The following is a 20,427-nucleotide window of genomic DNA, read 5'->3' on the forward strand; positions in this document are numbered from 1 at the left end:
CGTAACAGAGCAAGTGTAGTGGGGAAACGGCAAACAGACGAGTAAGGGGACAAATTTCGCCCATCCGTTGCAGATGGGCGAGGAAAAAGTATTAGTCTTGCTGGTTGATTGGTTTAGTCACACTGAACTTTAATGGCCAGACCGCCGCGCGAGGTTTCGCGGTATTTGGCATTCATATCCTTACCGGTTTCGTACATCGTTTCGATGACCTTATCCAGTGAGACGCGCGGCGCGCTGGTACGACGCATCGCCATCCGGGCGGCGTTGATCGCTTTAACAGAGGCAATCGCATTACGTTCAATGCACGGCACCTGCACCTGACCAGCAACCGGATCGCAGGTCAGTCCCAGGTTATGTTCCATGCCGATTTCAGCGGCAACGCACACCTGCTCCGGGCTCGCGCCCAGCAGTTCTGCAAGACCGGCCGCTGCCATTGAACAGGCCACACCGACTTCGCCCTGACAGCCGACTTCCGCACCCGAAATCGAGGCATTCATCTTATACAACGCGCCGATAGCGCCTGCCGCCAGGAAGTAGCGGGTATAAATATCCGGGCTGACGGATTCAATGAAGTGATCGTAGTAGGCCAGCACGGCAGGCACGATACCGCATGCACCGTTGGTTGGCGCAGTGACTACACGACCACCCGCCGCGTTCTCTTCGTTGACGGCGAGGGCGAACATGTTCACCCAGTCGATCACGTTCATCGGGTCGTTAGAGAGCTTATCGCTGGAAACCAGCATTCGACGCAGCGCAGAGGCGCGACGCGGGACGCGCAGCGGACCTGGCAACACGCCTTCGGTATTCATGCCGCGATCGATACAGGCCTGCATGGTCTGCCAGACGTGACCGAAATACTCTTCAATCTCTTTCTTGTCGTGTAAGGCCAGCTCGTTCTGCATCGCCAGCCCGGAAAGGGACAGGCCAGTGCTGTTACAGTACTCCAGCAGCTCGGTTGCGGATTTGAACGGATAAGGGACACTCACCTCATTCGCTGCATCCTGGCCGAAATGCTCTTCATCGACGATAAAACCGCCGCCGATGGAGTAGTAGGTTTTGCTGTAAACGACGGCATCGCCGTTATACGCATGGATCTGCATACCGTTTTCGTGCAGCGGCAGATTGCCGTTATGAAAACGCATGCCGTCATTCTGTGGAAAATCCACTTCGTGCTGACCGCATGCCAGCAGGAGGCGACCGCGCGTCTCTACGTCGCGGATGAAGCCTGGGATACTATCAATATCCACGGTAGCAGGTTCATTACCTGCCAGACCCATAATAATGGCGATATCGGTGTGGTGACCTTTACCCGTAAGCGACAGTGAACCATACACGTCGACGGCAACACGGGTAACGCTATCCAGTAATCCTTTTTCGACCAGGTCATCGACGAACTGTTTACCCGCCTTCATAGGCCCTACAGTATGGGAGGATGAGGGACCAATCCCCACCTTAAACATGTCGAATAGACTAATCACGATAATACTCCTGACAGGGTGACTGGAAACTTCCAGAAACGATGTAATAACTGCGCATAGTGTAAGAGGGAACGCGGGGATCGGCTTAACTATTCACATGAATTAAACTAATGAGTAACCGCGTTTTTACTAATGTTGTGATGGGAGTTTCAGATTGTGTCTTCCGCGCGTAAAGATAAGTATAGTCAGGGTTTCACGCCAATCTGTAGCGCCAGCTCACGAATAATTCCCGCAGTCATGCCCCAGACGAAATAATGTTCATACCACGAAAGCCACACGCGATGCGAATCACCACGACGCCAGACATCCAGAGGGTGATAGCGACCTAAATGCAGCGCCTGCGCCAGCGGCATTTCAAAGACCGCAGACACCTCGTCTTCGCTGGCACGCCAGGGCAAATTGGGCGGGATGATGCCAACCACTGGCGTCACCTGGAACCCGGTCACGCTGTCAACCGGCGGCAGGACGCCGATCACCTCAACGGCTTCTGGTGGGATCGCGACTTCTTCTTCTGCTTCGCGCAGCGCGGCGGCGATGAGCGAGGCATCGGTGCTGTCAACCGCGCCGCCCGGGAAGGCCACCTGTCCGGCATGTTTGCGTAAATGTACTGAACGCTGGGTCAGCAGCAGTCCCGGTTGGGGGCGGCGAACCACGGGAACGAGCACGGCGGCCTGGCGCAGGTTCAGCGACTCGCGATTAATCTGCGGGCGCAAAAGTTGGAAGCGCGATAAAAAATCATCCAGCGTCAGGCTCTTGTTATCCACGTTTTAGTTCTCCAGTTGTTGCAGGATACGATTAACTTTATCAAAGGTTTCCTGATATTCCGCCTGTTCCTCGCTATCAGCCACGATGCCGCCGCCGGCGGAGCAGTACAGTTGACCGTTCACGGCGGTCAGGGTGCGGATGGTAATGCTGGTATCCATATTGCCGCAGACGCTCAGATAACCAATGCTGCCGCACCAGGCATTGCGCCGATGCGGTTCCAGTTCATCAATGATTTCCATCGCGCGTACCTTTGGTGCGCCGGTAATCGAGCCGCCCGGAAACGCGGCGCGGAGCAGGTCGCTGGCATGTCGTGTGGTCGGTAAGCGCGCGGTGACGGTGCTGACCAGATGATGCACCGCCGGGAAGGGCTCGACCACGAACAACTCTGGTACTTTCACCGAGCCCGGCGCTGCCACGCGACCAATGTCGTTGCGCATCAGATCGACAATCATTAAATTTTCCGCCCGATCTTTCGCTGAGTTCGCCAGTTTCTGCGCCTGCTTTCGGTCTGCCTCTTCCTGTGGAAGACGTGGCAGAGTGCCTTTAATCGGGCGGGTCTGAATCTCGCCGTCGGCCAGAAGAATAAACCGTTCGGGCGACAGGCTCAGAATAGCGCCTTCATCCAGGCGTAAAAATGCGCTGAACGGGGCGCGGTTCTCCCTGTTCAGCCGCTCGAAGGCCAGCCACTCATCGCCCTGATAAGACGCCTGAAAACGCTGGGCCAGATTGACCTGATAGCAGTCGCCGCTGTGCAGATACGCCTGCACCTGGCGGAATTTCTTTCCATACTGCTCGCGCGTCATATTCGAGCGCCAGTTTGCGGTTAACCTGAACGGCGCACGCTCAGGGGATTGCTGGCTTTCCAGCCAGGCGAGTCTGGCCTGGACGTCCGAATGGCTGAGCAGGGTTACGGTCTGGCGCGAGTGGTCGACAACGAGTGCCCAGTCGTAGAGGCCGATCGCCATGTCTGCCAGCGCGATATCCTGCCGGGCGTGACTGGGCAGAATTTCGAATCGACGCCCCAGATCGTAGCCGAATAACCCCAGCGCACCGCCCTGGAACGGTAAGTCGGCGTTCACCGGCGGCTGGAGGTTCAGCGCCGTCAGCGTTTTTTGCAGCACCGTCAGAGGGTCGTCGTGAGTAAGACGAGCGCCCTGTGCATCGCGGATCTGCGTCGTCTCGCCGTGCGTTTTCACGGTGCAAACCGGATCGGCCACTACGATGTCAAAGCGGCTATGCGGGTGATCCGCATGACCAGAGTGCAACAGCATCGCCCACGGCAGATGGCTTATTGGCGCGAAATACTGTTCGGCGGCGTCCTGGCGCCAGGGGAGCGTGATAATAGCGGGAGATAACGTCTTCATTGATCCTGACTGTACTGGCTATGTTCCGGGTTGCATGAAATAATTAGCGCTGACAATTTAGCAGGAGTTAACGATGTTTGCAGGTTTACCTTCACTCAGTCACGAGCAGCAACAGAAAGCGGTTGAGCGTATTCAGGAACTCATGTCACAGGGAATGAGCAGCGGTCAGGCGATTATGCTAGTGGCAGAAGAACTGCGCGCCACTCATACCGGCGAGCGGATTGTGGCGCGTTTTGAAGATGACGAAGATGAGTAATCCCGGCTTACACCGCGGCGATTATCTTAATCTCAACCTTGTATTTTGGATTCATTAACCCAGCCTGAACCGTGCAGCGTACCGGCGCATGACCGGCCACGACCCAGGCATCCCAGGCCTTATTCATCGCCGCGAAGTCGTTCTTATCGGCGAGAAAAATAGTGGCGTCAAGAATACGTGACTTGCTGCTGCCTTGCTGTTCCAGCGCGGCGTCAATCTGCGCCAGCGTATTAGCGGTCTGCTCAAAGGCGTCGGCATCGAGGTTTGCCGGTACGCCAGTGTAGTAGAGCGTATTGTTGTGGATCACCACGTCAGACCAACGATCTTCGGCATCGATACGGATGATAGTCATAAACCCTTCCTCTTTAACTTAACGTTCTGCATCAAATGGCAAGACTGCCATATTGTCAGGGCGTCGTCATCTCTTCAACTGGCGTAACCCCCTCCAGCCTGACATAATCCCTGTTCAAATCAACAGGGGGTAGTGTGACGGACGATTTTGCACCAGACGGTCAACTGGCTAAAGCGATACCAGGATTTAAACCGCGCGAACCACAGCGGCAGATGGCGGTGGCCGTCGCTCAGTCCATTCAAAAATCACAGCCTCTGGTGGTCGAAGCCGGAACGGGGACGGGGAAAACCTACGCCTATCTGGCACCGGCGCTGCGCGCAAAAAAGAAAGTGATTATCTCGACCGGTTCGAAGGCGCTGCAGGATCAGCTCTACAGCCGCGATCTTCCGACGGTCGCCAACGCGCTGAAGTACACCGGAAGACTGGCCCTGTTGAAAGGACGTTCAAACTATTTATGCCTGGAACGCCTCGAACAACAGGCGCTGGCGGGCGGCGATCTGCCCGTTCAGACCTTAAGCGATGTGATCCTGCTGCGGTCGTGGTCGAATCAGACCGAAGATGGCGACATCAGCACCTGCGTCAGCGTGGCTGAGGATTCTCAGGCCTGGCCGCTAGTCACCAGCACCAACGACAACTGCCTCGGCAGCGACTGCCCGCTGTATAAAGACTGCTTTGTCGTGAAAGCGCGTAAAAAAGCGATGGACGCAGACGTGGTGGTGGTGAACCATCACCTGTTTCTGGCCGATATGGTGGTCAAAGAGAGCGGTTTCGGCGAACTGATCCCGGAAGCGGAAGTGATGATTTTCGATGAAGCCCATCAGCTACCGGATATCGCCAGCCAGTATTTTGGTCAGTCGCTCTCCAGCCGTCAGCTTATGGATCTGGCGAAGGATATCACCATTGCCTATCGTACCGAGCTGAAAGATACCCAACAATTACAGAAATGTGCCGACCGTCTGGCGCAAAGCGCGCAGGACTTTCGTCTGCAACTGGGCGAACCGGGGTATCGCGGCAACCTGCGTGAACTGCTGGCCGACCAGCGTGTGCAACGCGCTTTTTTACTGCTCGATGACACGCTGGAGCTGTGCTACGACGTGGCGAAATTGTCCCTCGGACGTTCAGCGTTGCTTGATGCCGCGTTTGAGCGCGCTACGCTGTATCGTGCACGTCTCAAGCGGCTGAAAGAGATCAACCAGCCCGGCTATAGCTACTGGTACGAATGCACCTCGCGCAATTTTACCCTCGCGCTGACGCCGCTGACGGTGGCGGATAAGTTCAAAGAGGTGATGGCGCAGAAGCCGGGAAGCTGGATTTTCACCTCCGCAACGCTGTCGGTGAATGACGATCTCCATCATTTTACAGCGCGTCTGGGGATCGAAGAGGCAGAATCGATGCTGCTGCCGAGTCCGTTTGATTACACCCGCCAGGCGCTGCTCTGTGTGCCGCGCAATCTGCCGCAAACTAATCAGCCGGGCGCGGCGCGACAGTTGGCGGCAATGTTAAGACCGATTATCGAAGCGAATAACGGACGCTGCTTTATACTCTGTACCTCGCACGCGATGATGCGCGATCTGGCGGAGCAGTTTCGCGCCACCATGACGCTTCCGGTATTGCTGCAAGGGGAAACCAGCAAAGGCCAACTGCTGCAACAGTTCGTTAGCGCGGGTAACGCCTTGCTGGTGGCGACCAGTAGCTTCTGGGAAGGGGTGGACGTACGCGGTGATACGCTGTCGCTGGTGATCATCGACAAACTGCCGTTTACGTCGCCGGACGATCCGCTGTTGAAGGCGCGGATGGAAGACTGTCGCTTACGCGGTGGCGACCCGTTTGATGAGGTGCAACTGCCCGACGCGGTGATTACGCTGAAGCAGGGAGTTGGGCGTTTGATCCGTGATGCTGACGATCGCGGCGTGCTGGTGATTTGTGATAACCGACTGGTGATGCGACCTTACGGCGCCACGTTTCTTGCCAGTCTGCCACCGGCGCCGCGCACCCGGGATATCGCCCGGGCCGTGCGATTTCTCGCGATACCATCCTCCGGGTAATCTGCTACGGAGTATGGTAAGATGCGGGCCATTTTATTGATCTAAGCACGAAGACTCATGCGAATTCTGGCTATCGATACCGCCACAGAAGCTTGTTCTGTGGCTCTGTGGAACGACGGTACTCACTCTGCTCATTTTGAGCTTTGCCCACGAGAACATACTCAACGCATCCTGCCGATGGTGCAGGATATCCTTGCCGCTAACGGCACCTCTCTGACGGAACTTAATGCGCTGGCCTACGGGCGTGGCCCCGGCAGTTTCACCGGCGTGCGTATTGGGATTGGCATTGCCCAGGGGCTGGCGTTAGGCGCAGATCTGCCGATGATCGGCGTCTCCACGCTGATGACGATGGCGCAGGGCGCGTGGCGTAAAACCGGCGCGACTCGCGTCCTGGCCGCCATTGACGCGCGCATGGGCGAAGTCTACTGGGCCGAATATCAGCGCGATGAAAATGGCGTCTGGCACGGTGAAGAGACGGAGGCTGTGCTGAAACCTGAGCAGGTGACCGAGCGTTTACAACAGCTTTCTGGTGACTGGGTGACCGTCGGGACGGGCTGGCCTGCCTGGCCTGAACTCGGTAAAGAGAGCGGGCTGACGCTGCGCGATGGCGATGTCCTGCTGCCAGCGGCGGAGGATATGCTGCCGATCGCCTGTCAGATGTTAACCGATGGCAAAACCGTGACGGTCGAACATGCTGAACCGGTTTATTTACGTAACAACGTGGCCTGGAAGAAACTTCCCGGAAAAGAATGAATCTCAGTAGTATGACCAGTAAATGCCGGGTCAATGCGCTGAGAAAAGGAGTCGCAACATGGCGGTTCAAAAACAAGTGGTTAAAGGTTTGCTCGCAGGGGCTATTGCGATCATGCTGAGCGGCTGCGTCACGGTTCCGGATGCAATTAAGGGCTCAAGCCCCACGCCACAAGACGATCTGGTGCGCGTGATGAATGCCCCGCAACTGTACGTGGGGCAGGAAGCGCGCTTTGGCGGCAAAGTGGTGGATATTCAAAATCAGCAGGGGAAAACGCGTCTGGAAATTGCTACCGTTTCGCTCGATAGCGGTGCGCGCCCCATTCTGGGCGAACCATCACGCGGACGTATTTACGCTAACGTGAATGGGTTCCTTGATCCGGTCGATTTCCGGGGGCAACTGGTGACCGTCGTTGGGCCGATTACCGGTACTGCCGAAGGCAAAGTGGGCAATACGCCGTATAAGTTCATGACCATGGACGTATCGGGTTATAAGCGCTGGCGACTCGCCCAGCAGGTGGTGATGCCTCCGCAACCGATCGACCCGTGGTTCTACGGCGGAAGAAGAGGCTGGCCGTACGGCTATGGCGGCTGGGGGTGGTATAACCCGGGGCCCGCACAGGTACAAACGATAGTCACAGAGTAACGCGTTGTATTATCAGTAAAAGAAACAGCGGCTGGTCCGCTGTTTCTGTTTTATTAATGTCATAACAAAAATAAATAGTGACGCGCTTCGCAACCTTTCAGTTGAGTGATTAATAAACTGGTACGCTGAGTTAATATTATGTTAACAGCTTGTTTATTATCTGAGGTTGCGATGACGACGAACACTCATTTTAGAGGTGATGCAGTGAAGAAGGTTTGGTTAAACCGTTATCCCGCGGATGTGCCTGCGGAGATCAATCCTGACCGTTATCAATCCCTGGTGGAACTGTTTGAACATGCTGTTGCGCGCTATGCCGATCAGCCCGCGTTTATGAACATGGGGGAGGTGATGACCTTCCGCAAGCTGGAGGAGCGCAGCCGCGCCTTCTCTGCTTACCTACAGCAGGGGCTGGGGCTGAAAAAAGGCGACCGTGTCGCGCTGATGATGCCAAACCTGCTGCAATATCCGGTGGCGCTGTTTGGCATTCTGCGTGCCGGGATGATCGTGGTGAACGTCAATCCACTTTATACCCCGCGCGAACTGGAGCATCAGCTAAACGACAGCGGCGCGGCGGCGATTGTGATTGTCTCCAACTTCGCCCATACCCTGGAAAAGGTGGTTGATAAAACCAGCGTTAAGCACGTCATTCTGACCCGTATGGGCGACCAGCTCTCCACGGCCAAAGGCACGCTGGTGAACTTCGTTGTGAAATATATCAAACGACTGGTACCGAAATATCATCTGCCGGATGCGATCTCTTTTCGCCGTGCGCTGCATGCCGGTTACCGTATGCAATATGTGAAGCCGGAAGTGGTTTCTGCGGATCTGGCGTTTTTACAGTACACCGGCGGGACCACCGGGGTGGCGAAAGGGGCGATGCTGACACACCGCAACATGCTGGCCAATCTGGAGCAGGTGAAAGCCACTTACGGGCCGCTTTTGCACCCGGGTAAAGAACTGGTGGTGACCGCGCTGCCGTTGTACCACATTTTTGCCCTGACTATGAACTGCCTGCTGTTTATCGAGTTGGGGGGGCAGAACCTGCTTATCACCAACCCGCGCGATATTCCGGGTCTGGTGAAAGAGCTGGCGAAGTATCCATTTACCGCCATGACCGGCGTGAATACCTTGTTTAACGCCTTATTGAACAATAAAGAGTTCCAGCAGTTGGATTTCTCCTCTTTGCATCTTTCTGCGGGCGGCGGCATGCCGGTGCAACAGGCGGTGGCTGAACGATGGGTAAAGCTGACCGGACAGTATCTGCTTGAAGGGTACGGGCTGACCGAATGTGCGCCGTTGGTCAGCGTTAACCCGCACGATATTGATTATCACAGCGGCAGCATCGGTTTGCCGGTGCCGTCGACCGAAGCCAAACTGGTGGATGACGACGACAACGAAGTGTCCCCCGATCAGCCAGGCGAACTGTGCGTGAAAGGACCGCAGGTGATGCTGGGCTACTGGCAGCGTCCAGACGCGACGGATGAGATCATTAAAGATGGCTGGCTGCATACGGGCGATATCGCGGTCATGGATGATGAAGGCTTCCTGCGCATTGTCGACCGCAAGAAAGATATGATTCTGGTCTCTGGTTTTAACGTTTATCCGAATGAGATCGAAGATGTGGTGATGCAGCATCCGGGGGTCCTGGAAGTGGCTGCCGTCGGCGTCCCGTCCGGCAGCAGCGGCGAAGCGGTGAAGATTTTTGTGGTGAAAAAAGAGGCTTCGCTCACTGAAGAAGCGCTGGTCACCTTCTGCCGCCGTCAGCTCACGGGCTATAAAGTCCCGAAACTGGTTGAATTCCGCGATGAACTGCCGAAATCAAACGTCGGCAAAATTTTACGTCGAGAATTGCGTGACGAAGCCCGCGCCAAAGTGGACAATAAGGGCTGAGCGTTAAGCAACACGTCAAACGCCGGGTGAATCCGGCGTTTTTTTTGGCGTAAACCGAAGAGAATGTAATTTGAATTACCAAATGATCACCACTGACGACGCGCTGGCGACCCTGTGCGAAGCGGTCCGTGCGTTTCCTGCAATTGCTCTGGATACTGAGTTTGTTCGTACCCGTACCTATTATCCGCAGTTGGGCCTGATCCAACTGTTTGACGGCGAACATGTCGCACTGATCGATCCGCACGGTATTAGCGACTGGTCGCCGCTGAAGGCAATTCTGCGCGATACCGCCATCACCAAGTTTCTGCATGCGGGCAGTGAAGATCTGGAAGTCTTTCTGAATGCGTTCGGCGAGCTGCCGCAACCGCTGATTGATACGCAAATCCTGGCGGCATTTTGCGGCCGTCCGCTGTCGTGGGGGTTTGCATCGATGGTGGAAGAATACACTGGCGTGGCGCTGGACAAGAGCGAGTCGCGTACTGACTGGCTGGCGCGGCCGCTAACTGAGCGCCAGTGCGAATACGCCGCGGCGGACGTCTGGTATCTGTTACCAATAGCCGGAAAACTGATGGCGGAAACCGAGGCGGCGGGCTGGTTGTCTGCAGCACTGGATGAGTGTCGCCTGATGCAAACCCGTCGTCAGGAGATCCTGGCACCCGAGGATGCCTGGCGCGACATCACCAACGCCTGGCAGCTACGTACGCGCCAACTGGCTTGTCTGCAACTGCTCGCCGACTGGCGTTTGCGTAAAGCGCGTGAGCGCGATCTGGCGGTTAACTTTGTGGTTCGCGAAGAGCATCTGTGGTCCGTGGCGCGCTATATGCCCGGCAGCATGGGCGAACTCGACAGCCTGGGGCTTTCTGGCAGTGAAATTCGCTTCCACGGCAAGACGCTGCTTTCACTGGTAGCCAAAGCGCAGGCGTTACCGGAAGAAGCCCTGCCGGAACCACTGCTGAATCTGATGGATATGCCAGGTTATCGCAAAGCGTTTAAGGCGATTAAGGCGCTGGTAACGGAAGTGAGCGCAGAACATAACGTCAGCGCAGAGCTGCTGGCGTCGCGTCGTCAGATCAACCAACTGCTCAACTGGCACTGGAAGTTAAAGCCGCAGAGTATGGAGCCTGAATTGATTTCTGGCTGGCGGGCGGCGTTGATGGCGACGAAACTCAACGCGCTACTGGCAGAGTATCCGCTTTAATGTTTTTGCCGGATGGCGGCTACGCCTGATCCGGCCTACAGAGTCTCAACCGTAGGCCTGATAAGCGCAGCGCCATCAGGCATTGAACCATTATATCCTCGCGCAGATCGCTTCACCGACCTGTTGTGTTGAGGCACTCCCCTGCAAATCCGGTGTTTTAGGTCCGCTAGCTATCACCTGCTCAATCGCCGCCAGAATTCCGTCGTGTGCGGCGGTGTACTTCGCCTCTCCAGCGCCGAGGAAATCGAGCATCATCGCTCCAGCCCAGATGGTCGCAATCGGATTGGCGAGGTTTTTGCCATAAATATCCGGAGCGGAACCATGTACCGGTTCGAACAACGACGGGAAGGTACGCTCAGGGTTCAGGTTAGCCGAGGGGGCAATGCCGATGGTGCCGGTACACGCCGGGCCGAGATCGGAAAGGATGTCGCCAAACAGGTTTGAGGCGACCACCACATCGAAGCGCTCCGGTTGCATTACAAAGCGGGCGCAAAGGATATCAATGTGCTGCTTGTCCCAGCGGATATCGGGATAGTGTTGCGCCATGACCTCGACGCGTTCATCCCAGAACGGCATACTGATCGCCAGACCGTTGGATTTGGTCGCCGACGTCAACGTTTTGCGCGGACGGCTTTGGGCTAATTCAAACGCATAACGCAGAATACGATCCACGCCCCGGCGGGTGAAAACGGACTCCTGGATGACCACCTCATGCTCGGTACCAGGATTAATATGTCCGCCCAGCGATGAGTATTCCCCTTCGGTGTTTTCACGCACAACATAGAAATCAATGTCGCCCGGCTTCTTGCCGGCCAGCGGGCAGGGCACACCGGGGAAGAGACGGACCGGGCGCAGATTTACATACTGATCAAATTCCCGACGGAATTTCAGTAGCGAACCCCACAGGGAAATGTGGTCCGGAACCGTGTCCGGCCAGCCGACGGCACCAAAGTAAATGGCATCAAAAGAGGATAGCTGTTCGCGCCAGTCATCCGGCATCATTTTCCCGTGCTCAAGGTAATAATCACAGCTGGCCCATTCGAACGTCTCAATGCTGAGGGACAGGTCCCAACGTCTGGCGGCAGCCTGCAACACGCGAATGCCTTCTGGCAGCACTTCCTTACCGATACCATCCCCGGCGATGGCGGCAATACGACAGGTTTTCTTCATACCAGTTCTCACTTGTAGGGTAGCGAAATTGACTTCCTCCTTATCCTATAATTGACTGTTCGGGAGTTAATCTCCCCAACTGGTGAAACATAAAACACAGATCATGAACAATCCTCCTTTGCTGACTGATTTACGCGTCTTTATTCTGGTCGCCCGACGGGCGGGATTCGCCGTCGTCGCCCAGGAACTGGGTGTTTCGCCGGCCTATATCAGTAAACGCATTGCGCTGCTTGAGCAGAACCTGAATGTGGTTTTGCTGCACCGCACCACGCGTCGCGTCACCATTACCGAAGAGGGCGAGCGCATCTATGAATGGGCGCAGCGCATTCTGCATGATGTCGATCAGATGATGGATGAACTCTCTGATGTCCGTCAGGTTCCGCAAGGGATGCTGCGCATCATCAGTAGCTTTGGCTTTGGCCGGCAGGTTGTGGCACCCGCGCTGTCTGCCCTGGCAAGACAGTATCCGCAACTGGAGTTGCGCTTTGACGTGGAGGACCGGCTGGTGGATTTAGCCAATGAAGGTGTCGATCTTGATATCCGCATTGGCGATGATATTGCGCCTAATTTGATCGCCAGAAAGCTGGGGACGAACTACCGAATCCTCTGCGCGTCTCCGTCGTTCCTGGCCCAGCACGGTACGCCAAAACAGCTTGCCGATCTTGCCACCTGTTCCTGCCTGGTGATCAAAGAGCGCGATCACCCCTTTGGGATCTGGCAGTTGCAAAATAAAGAGGGGGAGCATGTCATTAAGGTGACCGGACCGTTGTCATCAAATCATGGCGAAATTGTGCATCAATGGTGTCTGGACGGACAGGGAATTGCGCTGCGCTCCTGGTGGGATGTCTGCGATAACATCGCCAGCGGTCATCTGGTGCATGTTCTGCCGGAGTATTACCAACCGGCCAATATCTGGGCGGTGTACGTTTCACGACTGGCGACCTCGGCTAAAGTGCGTATTACGGTGGAATTCTTACGCCGCTATTTTGCCGAGCGCTACCCGACGTTCTCACTGAAATAAAGGTGTCGGTATAAGCGCTTCCCTTGAGCAGGTGCATCCGTTAGCATATTGTTTCGCAGTTAAGCGTAAACGTGGTGTCAGGAAGAGGTTAACGTGTTTGCAGAGTATGGTGTACTGAATTATTGGACTTATCTGGTCGGGGCTATTTTTATCGTCCTGGTTCCGGGACCGAACACGATATTTGTGCTGAAAAATAGCGTCGGACGTGGAATGAAAGGCGGTTACCTTGCAGCAGGCGGCGTATTTATTGGTGATGCGGTGCTCATGTTTCTGGCGTATGCTGGGGTGGCAACGCTGATTAAAACGACGCCAGTATTGTTTAATATCGTCCGCTATCTCGGTGCCTTTTACCTGCTTTATCTGGGCGCGAAAATCCTTTATGCCACGCTTAAAGCAAAAGGCGGCGACGCGGCTGAAGAGGCGGTCCCTTTTGGTGCCATTTTTAAACGTGCGTTGGTGCTGAGCCTGACGAACCCGAAAGCCATTCTGTTCTACGTCTCCTTCTTTGTGCAGTTCATTGATGTGAATGCCCCGCATGCGGGACTGTCGTTTTTCATCTTAGCGACCACGCTTGAAGTGGTGAGCTTCTGCTACCTGAGTTTCCTGATTATCTCGGGGGCGTTTGTCACGCAGTACATTCGTACCAAAAAGAAACTGGCGAAGGTCGGAAACTCGCTGATCGGCCTGATTTTTGTCGGTTTCGCCGCGCGGCTGGCGACATTGCAGTCGTAAGCCAGAAGGCCCGCTCCTGATGGGGGATTCGTATCTGGAGCAATTTGGTAATCCGCTCAAAACACCAGGTCGGTGAGATAACAGAAGGAAAGCCTGGGCTCAGGCTTTCCTCTGCCAGATAAAACCGGTGGTGAATATTACTTGCCCCTTTTGGTGTATTTAAAATGCCAGTTATGAAGCGTAATCTTTCCGGAACAGCGGTTTACTCACAATCGCATCCTACCGACTGGAAGAGGGAAGGACATGCTTCAGATTCCACAACATTATATCCACACACGTGCCACGCCGTTCTGGAACAAAGAAACGGCACCTGCCGGAATTTTCGAACGCCATCTTGATAAAGGAACCCGACCGGGAGTGTATCCCCGTCTGTCGGTGATGCAGGGGGCGGTCAAATATCTCGGATATGCGGATGAACACAGTCCAGAAGCCGAAACAGTGATGATCATCGAAGCGGGTCAGTTTGGTGTTTTCCCTCCGGAAAAGTGGCACAACATCGAAGTGATGAGCGATGACACTTATTTCAATATCGACTTTTTCGTCGCGCCAGAGGTTCTGATGGAAAGTGCGAATCAACGAAAAGTCATTCATACCGGGAAGAAATAATCATGGGCAAAGCAACCTATACCGTCACCGTGACAAATAACAGCAATGGCGTCTCTGTTGATTACGAAACCGAAGCGCCAATGACCTTACTGGTGCCCGACGTCGCCGCCGAAGTGGTGAAAGATCTCGTCAATACTGTGCGTTCCTATGATACGGAAAATGAGCACGATGTCTGCGGCTGGTAAGTGACGACACGCAGAGGAAACCGGCTGCCATCAGCCGGTTTTTTTATGCTTCCCGGAACCGCTCTTGTACAATGCCCGCCCTAAAACGACCAGAGGTCGTCATTCTGTGCAAAAATTTACAAATCGCATATTTGCAGGATCTATAAATGCTTACACGCAATACGGCGAAGCTTTGCGCCGTAACGTTTTACCAATGACTTGATCCCTGACGCGGTTGAAATTACTGTATATAAAAACAGTGCTCAAGGTGTGCATTATGATGTTGTACAGACCTGCGGAAGGGCGTGACGTTATCGCAGTCCCTCTTTTCAGCGATCGGGTTCCATGTGGTTTCCCCAGTCCGGCGACCGACTATGTTGAGCAACGTATTGATCTCAATGAGTTACTTGTTCAGCACCCCAGTTCGACCTATTTTGTGAAAACGGCTGGCGACTCGATGATCGACGCGGGGATTAGCGACGGCGATCTGCTGGTGGTGGACAGTTCACACACTGCCCGCCACGGCGATATTGTGATTGCGGTGGTGGAGGGGGAGTTTACGGTTAAGCGGTTGCAGTTACGGCCTACGGTTCAGCTTAATCCTATGAATAGCGCTTATTCGCCCATTATCATTGGCAGTGAGGGTGCTCTGGATATCTTTGGCGTCGTGACATTTATTGTGAAGGCGGTGAATTAACCCGGATTGTGTGCATCCAAATAGCGCCCCTGATGTCCGGGGATAATATCTGGATGCACGGTAATATCAGATAATTTATGGTCTGTTAACGATCTCTGCCGGAACAGGTTCGCCATGATATTTTTCGTAAATGGCATTCAGCTTCCCGTTTTTGAGATTAGTGACAATCCACTGATCGAGTTTCTCTTTTAGCTCTGGCTCATTCTTTTTCAGGCCAATGGCTAAATCAAATACGGTAAGCGTCATTTTTGGTTCAAATGCCAGCTTAGGGTTTTGTTTCTTAATCTGATTAACCAGTGTGGCTGAGGTGGCGACAGCGTAAGCCTGACCACTCACCGCCGCCGTAACCAGCGTGGCATCATCATCGTAACGTTGAATAGTCACCCCATTTTTCATCGCATCTTTGGTCAGCATTGAATCCTGAGTCGTGCCCCGGGTGACGGTAATAGCATGTCCTTTTAAATCGCCCCAGTCGCTTATTTTCGTGGCCGCCGGTGCGCCAATGACCGATCGTAATCCCGCATAGGCTCGGCTAAAGTCAATGACCTGTGCACGCTGTGGCGTGACGGAAAGGGTTGATATGATGATATCGGCCTTTCCGGTCTGTAAATTAGGTATCCGCGTCGGACCTGTTGTTTCAATGAATTTCAGTTTTACTCCCCAGTCTTTAGCCAATAATTCCGCGGTTTCAACATCGGAGCCAACCGGTTTCATTGAGGCATCTAACATTCCTGAAGGTGGAATGGATAAATCGGTGGCAACGCGTATCTCACCTCGTTTTTGTATTTCTTCCAGGACATTTGCCGACGCGGGAAGGGTGATAACGGGGGACAGTAACGACGCGAGCAGTAAGATTTTTTTTGCAGGGCTCATATTATTTTCCTTCGTAGGGATATTTCGCTGGGGGAGTGGTTCACAAATCGTTAGAAATAAATTCCTGTAATGCCGCCGTGCCCGGCGTTTTCAGGATGTCTACCGTGCCGCTTTCATGGACGGTACCCTGATGCATAAAGATAATTTTGTCGGCGACCCGGCGGGCGAAATTCATTTCGTGAGTGACCATAATCATGGTCATGCCGCTTCCCGCCAGGCGCTCAATGACGCGCAGGACTTCGCCGGTGAGTTTTGGGTCTAATGCCGATGTCACTTCATCAAACAACATCACTTTGGGTTTCATTGCCAGGGAGCGAGCGATGGCGGCGCGCTGTTGCTGCCCGCCCGAGAGTTGTTCCGGATAACTGTCTGCCTTATCGGCCAGACCCACCTGGTCGAGTACGGACAGCGCCAGCCTTTTGGCTTCAGCTTTAGCCATTTTTTGGACGGAGACGGGACCTAACGTAATGTTCTGCTCTATCGTCAAATGGGGAAACAGATTGTAACTCTGGAACACAATCCCAACGTCCTGCCGTAACTTGCGCAGATTGAGGTGTGGATCTTCAACGCGGTGTCCACAGACTTCAATGCTGCCGCCATTGATGGTTTCCAGTCGATCAATACAGCGCAGGGCAGTACTTTTACCTGAACCGCTGGCGCCAATCAGTGCCACAACCTGCCCCTGATTTACGGAAAAAGAGACGTTTTTCAGCACGGGGTTGTCGCCAAAGCTTTTTTGTACGTTTCTGAGTGTAATAATGGACATAGTATCAACCTTCAGCACTTAATTGATTCGTGGACTTACCGTGGGTACAGGCTTAACTTTTTTCTCTGGCGCGCCCTGTTCAAGTCGGCGACTTAATACCGACACGGGAAAACACAGGCAAAAATACAATGCAGCAACAATGAGATAGATAATAAAGGGTTCAAAAATCGAGTTATTAATTAACTGTCCGGCACGGGCCAGTTCGACAAATCCCACGACAGAAGCCAGTGACGTGTTTTTGATGATTTGAACCGAAAATCCCACGGTTGGCGGTGTCGCAAGCTTGATGGCTTGCGGCAGGATGACGTTAAACATGCGCTGCGTGCTGGAGAGTGCCAGGCATTCCGCCGCCTCCCATTGCGCGCGGGGAACGGCCTGAATGCAACCTCGCCAGATTTCGCCCAGATAGGCGCTCGCATAAATGGTGAGGGACAGTCCGGCAGCCAATAACGGAGAAATCGTCATGCCCAGTTGTGGCAATCCGAAATAGACCATAAACATGATAATCAGCAGAGGCGTTCCCTGAATGAACTGCACCCAGGCTGAAATGACCAGGCGTATTGCACGAACCGGCGCGATGCGGCCAAGTGCGATCAGAAAGCCCATTATGCCACCGCCGCCGAACGCCATGAGTGACAGGACTATTGTCCACAGCGTGCCTTCCAGTAGAAATTGAATATGGGCGAAATTGAGGGGAAAATTCATCGTCATTACTCCCTAAATCATGGTGCCAAGCCGGCGACGGCGAGGGAAAATAGCCTGCCCAAACAACCAGAATATCAGCCGCATTAACAGCGAGAGTGCGATATAAATCCCCGCCACAATCACGAAAGTTTCAAAGGGGCGGTAGGTTTCTGATTGAATAAAGTTAGCGGTCGCGGTGAGTTCTTCCGTGGATATTTGCGAGGTCACCGATGAGGCCAGCATTAATAAAATAAACTGGCTGGTCAGCGAAGGATAAACGCGCTCGATCGCAGGTCGTAATGCAACATGCCAGTATTGCTGCCATTTGGTTAATCCCAGGGTTTCAGCGGCCTCCCATTGCCCTTTATGCACAGATTCAAATCCGGCACGCATAATTTCTGCGGTATAAGCGCCCACATTAATCGTCAGTGCAATCACCGAGACGGTGAAGGCGGTAAAGGAAAACCCCATGCTCGACAGGCCGAAATAAACCAGAAAGATCTGGACCAGAAACGGCGTATTGCGAATAGATTCAACATAGATTGCCGCGACTCTCGCAAACACTCTGGACTGAGAGCGCCGGGCAATGGCACAGAGCGTACCGATGAGAAAACCCGTCACTGTCGTCACTAAGGCCAGTTTGGCGGTCAGTTCCGCACCGTCCAGCAAGAGCTGCCATTGTGAAAGTATTGCTGTGAAATCGAGCATCATGACTTTCGCCCCGGTTAATTTGTGTTTACGGTCCGTTGGCCGGTTAACCGGTCATAGACTTTGAACAGCGCCTGATTGCCGTTTGCACCTTCACCATAGGCCTGCGCATTCTGGTACTGGCTAGCCACAAGGGCGGTTGCCGGCAGGGGAACGGGATGTTTTTGCGCGGCTTCTAAAACCAGGCGAAGATCTTTCATCATCAGATCGATGCGGAAACCGGCTGAGGTATCGCCTTCGATCATGGCTGGCCCCAGTTTGTCGAGCATCCACGAGGCTGCAGAACCGCCCAGCAACACTTCCCGCATTTGTGGCAAGTTGATGTCCCAGGCGCGCGCCAGTGCCAGTGCTTCGCAAATCGCCTGAATATTGATCCCGCAAATCAGTTGATTACACAGCTTCACGGTCTGTCCGGCCCCGGATGCGCCGACATGATTTAACGTCGTCCCCATCGCGCGCAGATAAGGCGTGGCCCGCTCAAAACCATCCGCGTCACCGCCAACCATGATGGTCAACGTGCCATTTTTAGCGCCAATCGGCCCGCCGGAGACGGGGGCATCAAGCATGGTTACGCCGATGGCCTGGAGCGCCTGGCTCAGCCTGCGGGTGGCTTCAGGCGCAATGGTGCTCATGTCGACATACAGTTTTCCGCGTGGCGGCACAGACAGCAGTCCCTGCAGGCCACTCACGATCTCTTCTACCTGAGGCGTGTCCGGCAGCATTGAAATAACAATATCGGCATCGCGGACGGCAGAGGGGATATCGCTAACAATTTCAATACCAAACGGACGTAACGCATCGCCTGCGCTGCTGACGATATCAAACGCGCGTACGGTATATCCTGCCTGCGCAAGATTGCGTGCCATCTCGCGCCCCATCACACCTAAGCCAAGAAAACCAACAACACCGGATCGAGTCGTTTTCATTATGATTTCCTTCAGATTTATCAGTTATGTTGCTCAAGCAATGCCAGTTTCTCGACGCGGCGGACGAAGTCAGCGTCCTGAACAAATGTCGCCTGCAAAAAGGCGTCAATGAGATCGCGCGCCAGCCAGGGGCCAACGATCTGTGCGCCGATACACATCACATTCACGTCATCGTGCTCAACAGCCTGGTGCGCGGAATGCACGTCATGACAAACGGCAGCGCGGATGCCTTTTACTTTATTCGCGGCAATCACCGCGCCCACGCCAGTGCCGCAAACCAGGATCCCACGCAGACCGTTTTCCTCGCGCACCTTGCTGCATACGGCATAAGCAATGTCAGGAAAATCCACCGGATCGGGGGTGTAACTCCCGATATCGTTGAGCTGGTGGCCTGCCTGTTGCAGCCACTGAATGAGTTCTTGTTTGAGGTGGAATCCGGCGTGGTCACTGCCAATGACGATTTGCATCTGTTTATCCTTTTACGGGGTGTGGGGAATGGACTGGGAACCGACCATGCGAATGGTGGCGCGACGACGAAAATCCGCACCAATTTCAAAATGGCGACTTAATAATTCATCGGCCTTGTCCTCGTCACGTTCGACGATGGCGGCAAAAATGGCGCGATGATGGTCAATGAGAAACGCTTCAATGCCTTCCACCTGCATAATCTGTTCACGCCTGTCGAGGTGAGAGCGCTGCATCAGTACGCTAATGGACTGATAAATGCTGATAAGCGTTGGTGAGCCTGACGCGCTGACAATGGTTTCATGGAAGCGAAAGTCGGCGCGTCCACCTGTCTCCGGGACATGGATCGTTTCGCTAATTTCACGCAGGCAGTCTGCTAACCGATCGTAGTCACTCTGCGTTCCCCGGCGGCAGGCCAGGCGGATCGCCTGACGTTCAATGGCGATCCGGGCTTGCATAACGTCATCAACCACATTGGGTTGATGAGCCAAAACGAAGGTGAAAAATTCGCCAAAAAGCGAAACGTCCGGTTTTGTGACAACCGTACCGACCCCGTGACGGATCTCTACTGCACCTATCATGGCCAGCGCTCTCAGCGCTTCTCGCAATACCGGACGGCTGACTCCTAATTTTGCAGACAGTTCGCGCTCAGGTAGCAGGCTGTCGCCAGCTTTTAATACCCCGCTTAGTAGCTGTTCGCGTAAAAATTTAACAACGCGGTCATGCCCGCTACAGTTCTCCGTTACTTCACGCTTGATTTCCATGCGATTCACCAGTGGTCTTAAGTGGTAATACCAATGGTAGATATGTTAATTAAATATTAATGTGATGTTGATCGATAATTAACCTGCTTGTTTTGTGAGCAAACTTG

General features: G+C 54.2%; 23 protein-coding genes. 11 read left to right on the plus strand and 12 right to left on the minus strand.

The window, feature by feature from the left end:
• Positions 1–113 precede the first annotated feature (113 nt).
• The 3 genes from sdaA to pabB form a co-directional block, all read right to left on the minus strand.
• A complete protein-coding gene (gene sdaA, locus I6L53_RS09260) occupies positions 114–1,478 on the minus strand; it encodes an L-serine ammonia-lyase (RefSeq protein ID WP_042318492.1) in 1,365 nt (454 codons plus the stop codon).
• A gap of 185 nt (positions 1,479–1,663) precedes the next feature.
• Positions 1,664–2,242 (minus strand): CoA pyrophosphatase, encoded by a 579-nt coding sequence (locus I6L53_RS09265; RefSeq protein WP_042318493.1) that lies wholly within the window; start codon positions 2,240–2,242, stop codon positions 1,664–1,666.
• 3 nt (positions 2,243–2,245) lie between these two features.
• Complete coding sequence (gene pabB / locus I6L53_RS09270) at positions 2,246–3,607, minus strand: aminodeoxychorismate synthase component 1 (protein WP_042318494.1); 1,362 nt, start codon at positions 3,605–3,607, stop codon at positions 2,246–2,248.
• A gap of 73 nt (positions 3,608–3,680) precedes the next feature.
• Here pabB and I6L53_RS09275 point away from each other — a divergent pair, with 73 nt between their 5' ends.
• Positions 3,681–3,863, plus strand: coding sequence for a YoaH family protein (locus I6L53_RS09275; RefSeq protein ID WP_042318495.1), 183 nt, complete (start codon positions 3,681–3,683; stop codon positions 3,861–3,863).
• Positions 3,864–3,870: 7 nt separating this feature from the next.
• On the opposite strand, the gene I6L53_RS09280 is transcribed toward I6L53_RS09275, so the two are convergent.
• Positions 3,871–4,215 (minus strand): RidA family protein, encoded by a 345-nt coding sequence (locus tag I6L53_RS09280; protein ID WP_042318496.1) that lies wholly within the window; start codon positions 4,213–4,215, stop codon positions 3,871–3,873.
• 134 nt (positions 4,216–4,349) lie between these two features.
• On the opposite strand from I6L53_RS09280, the gene I6L53_RS09285 reads away from it, so the two are divergent.
• The 5 genes from I6L53_RS09285 (at position 4,350) to rnd (ending at position 10,744) form a co-directional block, all read left to right on the plus strand.
• The gene (locus I6L53_RS09285; protein WP_217124967.1) at positions 4,350–6,260 is read left to right on the plus strand and encodes a DNA repair helicase YoaA; all 1,911 of its coding nucleotides are present in this window, start codon (positions 4,350–4,352) and stop codon (positions 6,258–6,260) included.
• A 57-nt stretch (positions 6,261–6,317) separates the two neighbouring features.
• Positions 6,318–7,013: a tRNA (adenosine(37)-N6)-threonylcarbamoyltransferase complex dimerization subunit type 1 TsaB gene (tsaB, locus tag I6L53_RS09290; RefSeq protein ID WP_042318498.1), complete on the plus strand. Its 696-nt coding sequence runs from the start codon at positions 6,318–6,320 to the stop codon at positions 7,011–7,013.
• A 58-nt stretch (positions 7,014–7,071) separates the two neighbouring features.
• A complete protein-coding gene (locus I6L53_RS09295; protein ID WP_042318499.1) occupies positions 7,072–7,656 on the plus strand; it encodes a Slp family lipoprotein in 585 nt (194 codons plus the stop codon).
• Between the two features lie 204 nt (positions 7,657–7,860).
• Entirely contained in the window at positions 7,861–9,546 is a 1,686-nt protein-coding gene (fadD, locus tag I6L53_RS09300) for a long-chain-fatty-acid--CoA ligase FadD (protein WP_084196557.1), read from the plus strand.
• 70 nt (positions 9,547–9,616) lie between these two features.
• Positions 9,617–10,744, plus strand: coding sequence for a ribonuclease D (gene rnd / locus I6L53_RS09305; protein WP_084196558.1), 1,128 nt, complete (start codon positions 9,617–9,619; stop codon positions 10,742–10,744).
• 90 nt (positions 10,745–10,834) lie between these two features.
• On the opposite strand, the gene I6L53_RS09310 is transcribed toward rnd, so the two are convergent.
• Positions 10,835–11,914 (minus strand): tartrate dehydrogenase, encoded by a 1,080-nt coding sequence (locus tag I6L53_RS09310; protein ID WP_042318503.1) that lies wholly within the window; start codon positions 11,912–11,914, stop codon positions 10,835–10,837.
• 103 nt (positions 11,915–12,017) lie between these two features.
• Here I6L53_RS09310 and I6L53_RS09315 point away from each other — a divergent pair, with 103 nt between their 5' ends.
• From I6L53_RS09315 to I6L53_RS09335, 5 genes are all read left to right on the plus strand, one after another.
• A complete protein-coding gene (locus tag I6L53_RS09315; RefSeq protein ID WP_042318689.1) occupies positions 12,018–12,935 on the plus strand; it encodes a LysR substrate-binding domain-containing protein in 918 nt (305 codons plus the stop codon).
• A gap of 93 nt (positions 12,936–13,028) precedes the next feature.
• On the plus strand, positions 13,029–13,667 hold the full coding sequence (leuE, locus tag I6L53_RS09320; protein WP_042318505.1) for a leucine efflux protein LeuE: 639 nt from the start codon (positions 13,029–13,031) through the stop codon (positions 13,665–13,667).
• 243 nt (positions 13,668–13,910) lie between these two features.
• Positions 13,911–14,273 (plus strand): DUF1971 domain-containing protein YeaR, encoded by a 363-nt coding sequence (gene yeaR / locus I6L53_RS09325; RefSeq protein WP_042318506.1) that lies wholly within the window; start codon positions 13,911–13,913, stop codon positions 14,271–14,273.
• 2 nt (positions 14,274–14,275) lie between these two features.
• On the plus strand, positions 14,276–14,458 hold the full coding sequence (locus I6L53_RS09330; RefSeq protein WP_012132688.1) for a DUF1869 domain-containing protein: 183 nt from the start codon (positions 14,276–14,278) through the stop codon (positions 14,456–14,458).
• Positions 14,459–14,714: 256 nt separating this feature from the next.
• Positions 14,715–15,134, plus strand: coding sequence for a translesion error-prone DNA polymerase V autoproteolytic subunit (locus tag I6L53_RS09335; protein ID WP_042318509.1), 420 nt, complete (start codon positions 14,715–14,717; stop codon positions 15,132–15,134).
• Between the two features lie 75 nt (positions 15,135–15,209).
• Here the strand turns inward: I6L53_RS09335 and I6L53_RS09340 are convergent, their stop codons facing one another.
• Genes I6L53_RS09340 through I6L53_RS09370 form a run of 7 tightly spaced genes read right to left on the minus strand, consistent with a single transcriptional unit; the run spans position 15,210 to position 20,320 of the window.
• The gene (locus I6L53_RS09340; RefSeq protein WP_052425367.1) at positions 15,210–16,007 is read right to left on the minus strand and encodes a transporter substrate-binding domain-containing protein; all 798 of its coding nucleotides are present in this window, start codon (positions 16,005–16,007) and stop codon (positions 15,210–15,212) included.
• Positions 16,008–16,047: 40 nt separating this feature from the next.
• The gene (locus I6L53_RS09345) at positions 16,048–16,773 is read right to left on the minus strand and encodes an amino acid ABC transporter ATP-binding protein (protein ID WP_042318510.1); all 726 of its coding nucleotides are present in this window, start codon (positions 16,771–16,773) and stop codon (positions 16,048–16,050) included.
• Positions 16,774–16,791: 18 nt separating this feature from the next.
• On the minus strand, positions 16,792–17,478 hold the full coding sequence (locus tag I6L53_RS09350) for an amino acid ABC transporter permease (protein ID WP_042318511.1): 687 nt from the start codon (positions 17,476–17,478) through the stop codon (positions 16,792–16,794).
• A gap of 12 nt (positions 17,479–17,490) precedes the next feature.
• A complete protein-coding gene (locus I6L53_RS09355) occupies positions 17,491–18,168 on the minus strand; it encodes an amino acid ABC transporter permease (RefSeq protein ID WP_042318513.1) in 678 nt (225 codons plus the stop codon).
• A 14-nt stretch (positions 18,169–18,182) separates the two neighbouring features.
• Positions 18,183–19,091 (minus strand): NAD(P)-dependent oxidoreductase, encoded by a 909-nt coding sequence (locus I6L53_RS09360; RefSeq protein ID WP_042318515.1) that lies wholly within the window; start codon positions 19,089–19,091, stop codon positions 18,183–18,185.
• Between the two features lie 20 nt (positions 19,092–19,111).
• On the minus strand, positions 19,112–19,558 hold the full coding sequence (rpiB, locus tag I6L53_RS09365; RefSeq protein WP_042318517.1) for a ribose 5-phosphate isomerase B: 447 nt from the start codon (positions 19,556–19,558) through the stop codon (positions 19,112–19,114).
• Between the two features lie 12 nt (positions 19,559–19,570).
• Positions 19,571–20,320 carry a FadR/GntR family transcriptional regulator gene (locus I6L53_RS09370; RefSeq protein ID WP_042318519.1) on the minus strand — a complete coding sequence of 250 codons (750 nt, stop codon included), beginning with the start codon at positions 20,318–20,320 and terminating at the stop codon, positions 19,571–19,573.
• Positions 20,321–20,427: the final 107 nt, after the last annotated feature.

Source organism: Citrobacter farmeri, from assembly GCF_019048065.1.
Classification (GTDB): domain Bacteria; phylum Pseudomonadota; class Gammaproteobacteria; order Enterobacterales; family Enterobacteriaceae; genus Citrobacter_A; species Citrobacter_A farmeri.

What these genes read in the sequence shown, in the direction of transcription:
- pabB (WP_042318494.1), bottom strand. Translation starts at nt 3,607, where the DNA reads ATGAAGACGTTATCTCCCGCTATTATCACGCTCCCCTGGCGCCAGGAC.
- I6L53_RS09275 (WP_042318495.1), top strand. Translation starts at nt 3,681, where the DNA reads ATGTTTGCAGGTTTACCTTCACTCAGTCACGAGCAGCAACAGAAAGCG.
- I6L53_RS09280 (WP_042318496.1), bottom strand. Translation starts at nt 4,215, where the DNA reads ATGACTATCATCCGTATCGATGCCGAAGATCGTTGGTCTGACGTGGTG.
- tsaB (WP_042318498.1), top strand. Translation starts at nt 6,318, where the DNA reads ATGCGAATTCTGGCTATCGATACCGCCACAGAAGCTTGTTCTGTGGCT.
- I6L53_RS09295 (WP_042318499.1), top strand. Translation starts at nt 7,072, where the DNA reads ATGGCGGTTCAAAAACAAGTGGTTAAAGGTTTGCTCGCAGGGGCTATT.
- I6L53_RS09310 (WP_042318503.1), bottom strand. Translation starts at nt 11,914, where the DNA reads ATGAAGAAAACCTGTCGTATTGCCGCCATCGCCGGGGATGGTATCGGT.
- I6L53_RS09315 (WP_042318689.1), top strand. Translation starts at nt 12,018, where the DNA reads ATGAACAATCCTCCTTTGCTGACTGATTTACGCGTCTTTATTCTGGTC.
- yeaR (WP_042318506.1), top strand. Translation starts at nt 13,911, where the DNA reads ATGCTTCAGATTCCACAACATTATATCCACACACGTGCCACGCCGTTC.
- I6L53_RS09330 (WP_012132688.1), top strand. Translation starts at nt 14,276, where the DNA reads ATGGGCAAAGCAACCTATACCGTCACCGTGACAAATAACAGCAATGGC.
- I6L53_RS09335 (WP_042318509.1), top strand. Translation starts at nt 14,715, where the DNA reads ATGATGTTGTACAGACCTGCGGAAGGGCGTGACGTTATCGCAGTCCCT.
- I6L53_RS09340 (WP_052425367.1), bottom strand. Translation starts at nt 16,007, where the DNA reads ATGAGCCCTGCAAAAAAAATCTTACTGCTCGCGTCGTTACTGTCCCCC.
- I6L53_RS09345 (WP_042318510.1), bottom strand. Translation starts at nt 16,773, where the DNA reads ATGTCCATTATTACACTCAGAAACGTACAAAAAAGCTTTGGCGACAAC.
- I6L53_RS09350 (WP_042318511.1), bottom strand. Translation starts at nt 17,478, where the DNA reads ATGAATTTTCCCCTCAATTTCGCCCATATTCAATTTCTACTGGAAGGC.
- I6L53_RS09355 (WP_042318513.1), bottom strand. Translation starts at nt 18,168, where the DNA reads ATGATGCTCGATTTCACAGCAATACTTTCACAATGGCAGCTCTTGCTG.
- I6L53_RS09360 (WP_042318515.1), bottom strand. Translation starts at nt 19,091, where the DNA reads ATGAAAACGACTCGATCCGGTGTTGTTGGTTTTCTTGGCTTAGGTGTG.
- rpiB (WP_042318517.1), bottom strand. Translation starts at nt 19,558, where the DNA reads ATGCAAATCGTCATTGGCAGTGACCACGCCGGATTCCACCTCAAACAA.
- I6L53_RS09370 (WP_042318519.1), bottom strand. Translation starts at nt 20,320, where the DNA reads ATGGAAATCAAGCGTGAAGTAACGGAGAACTGTAGCGGGCATGACCGC.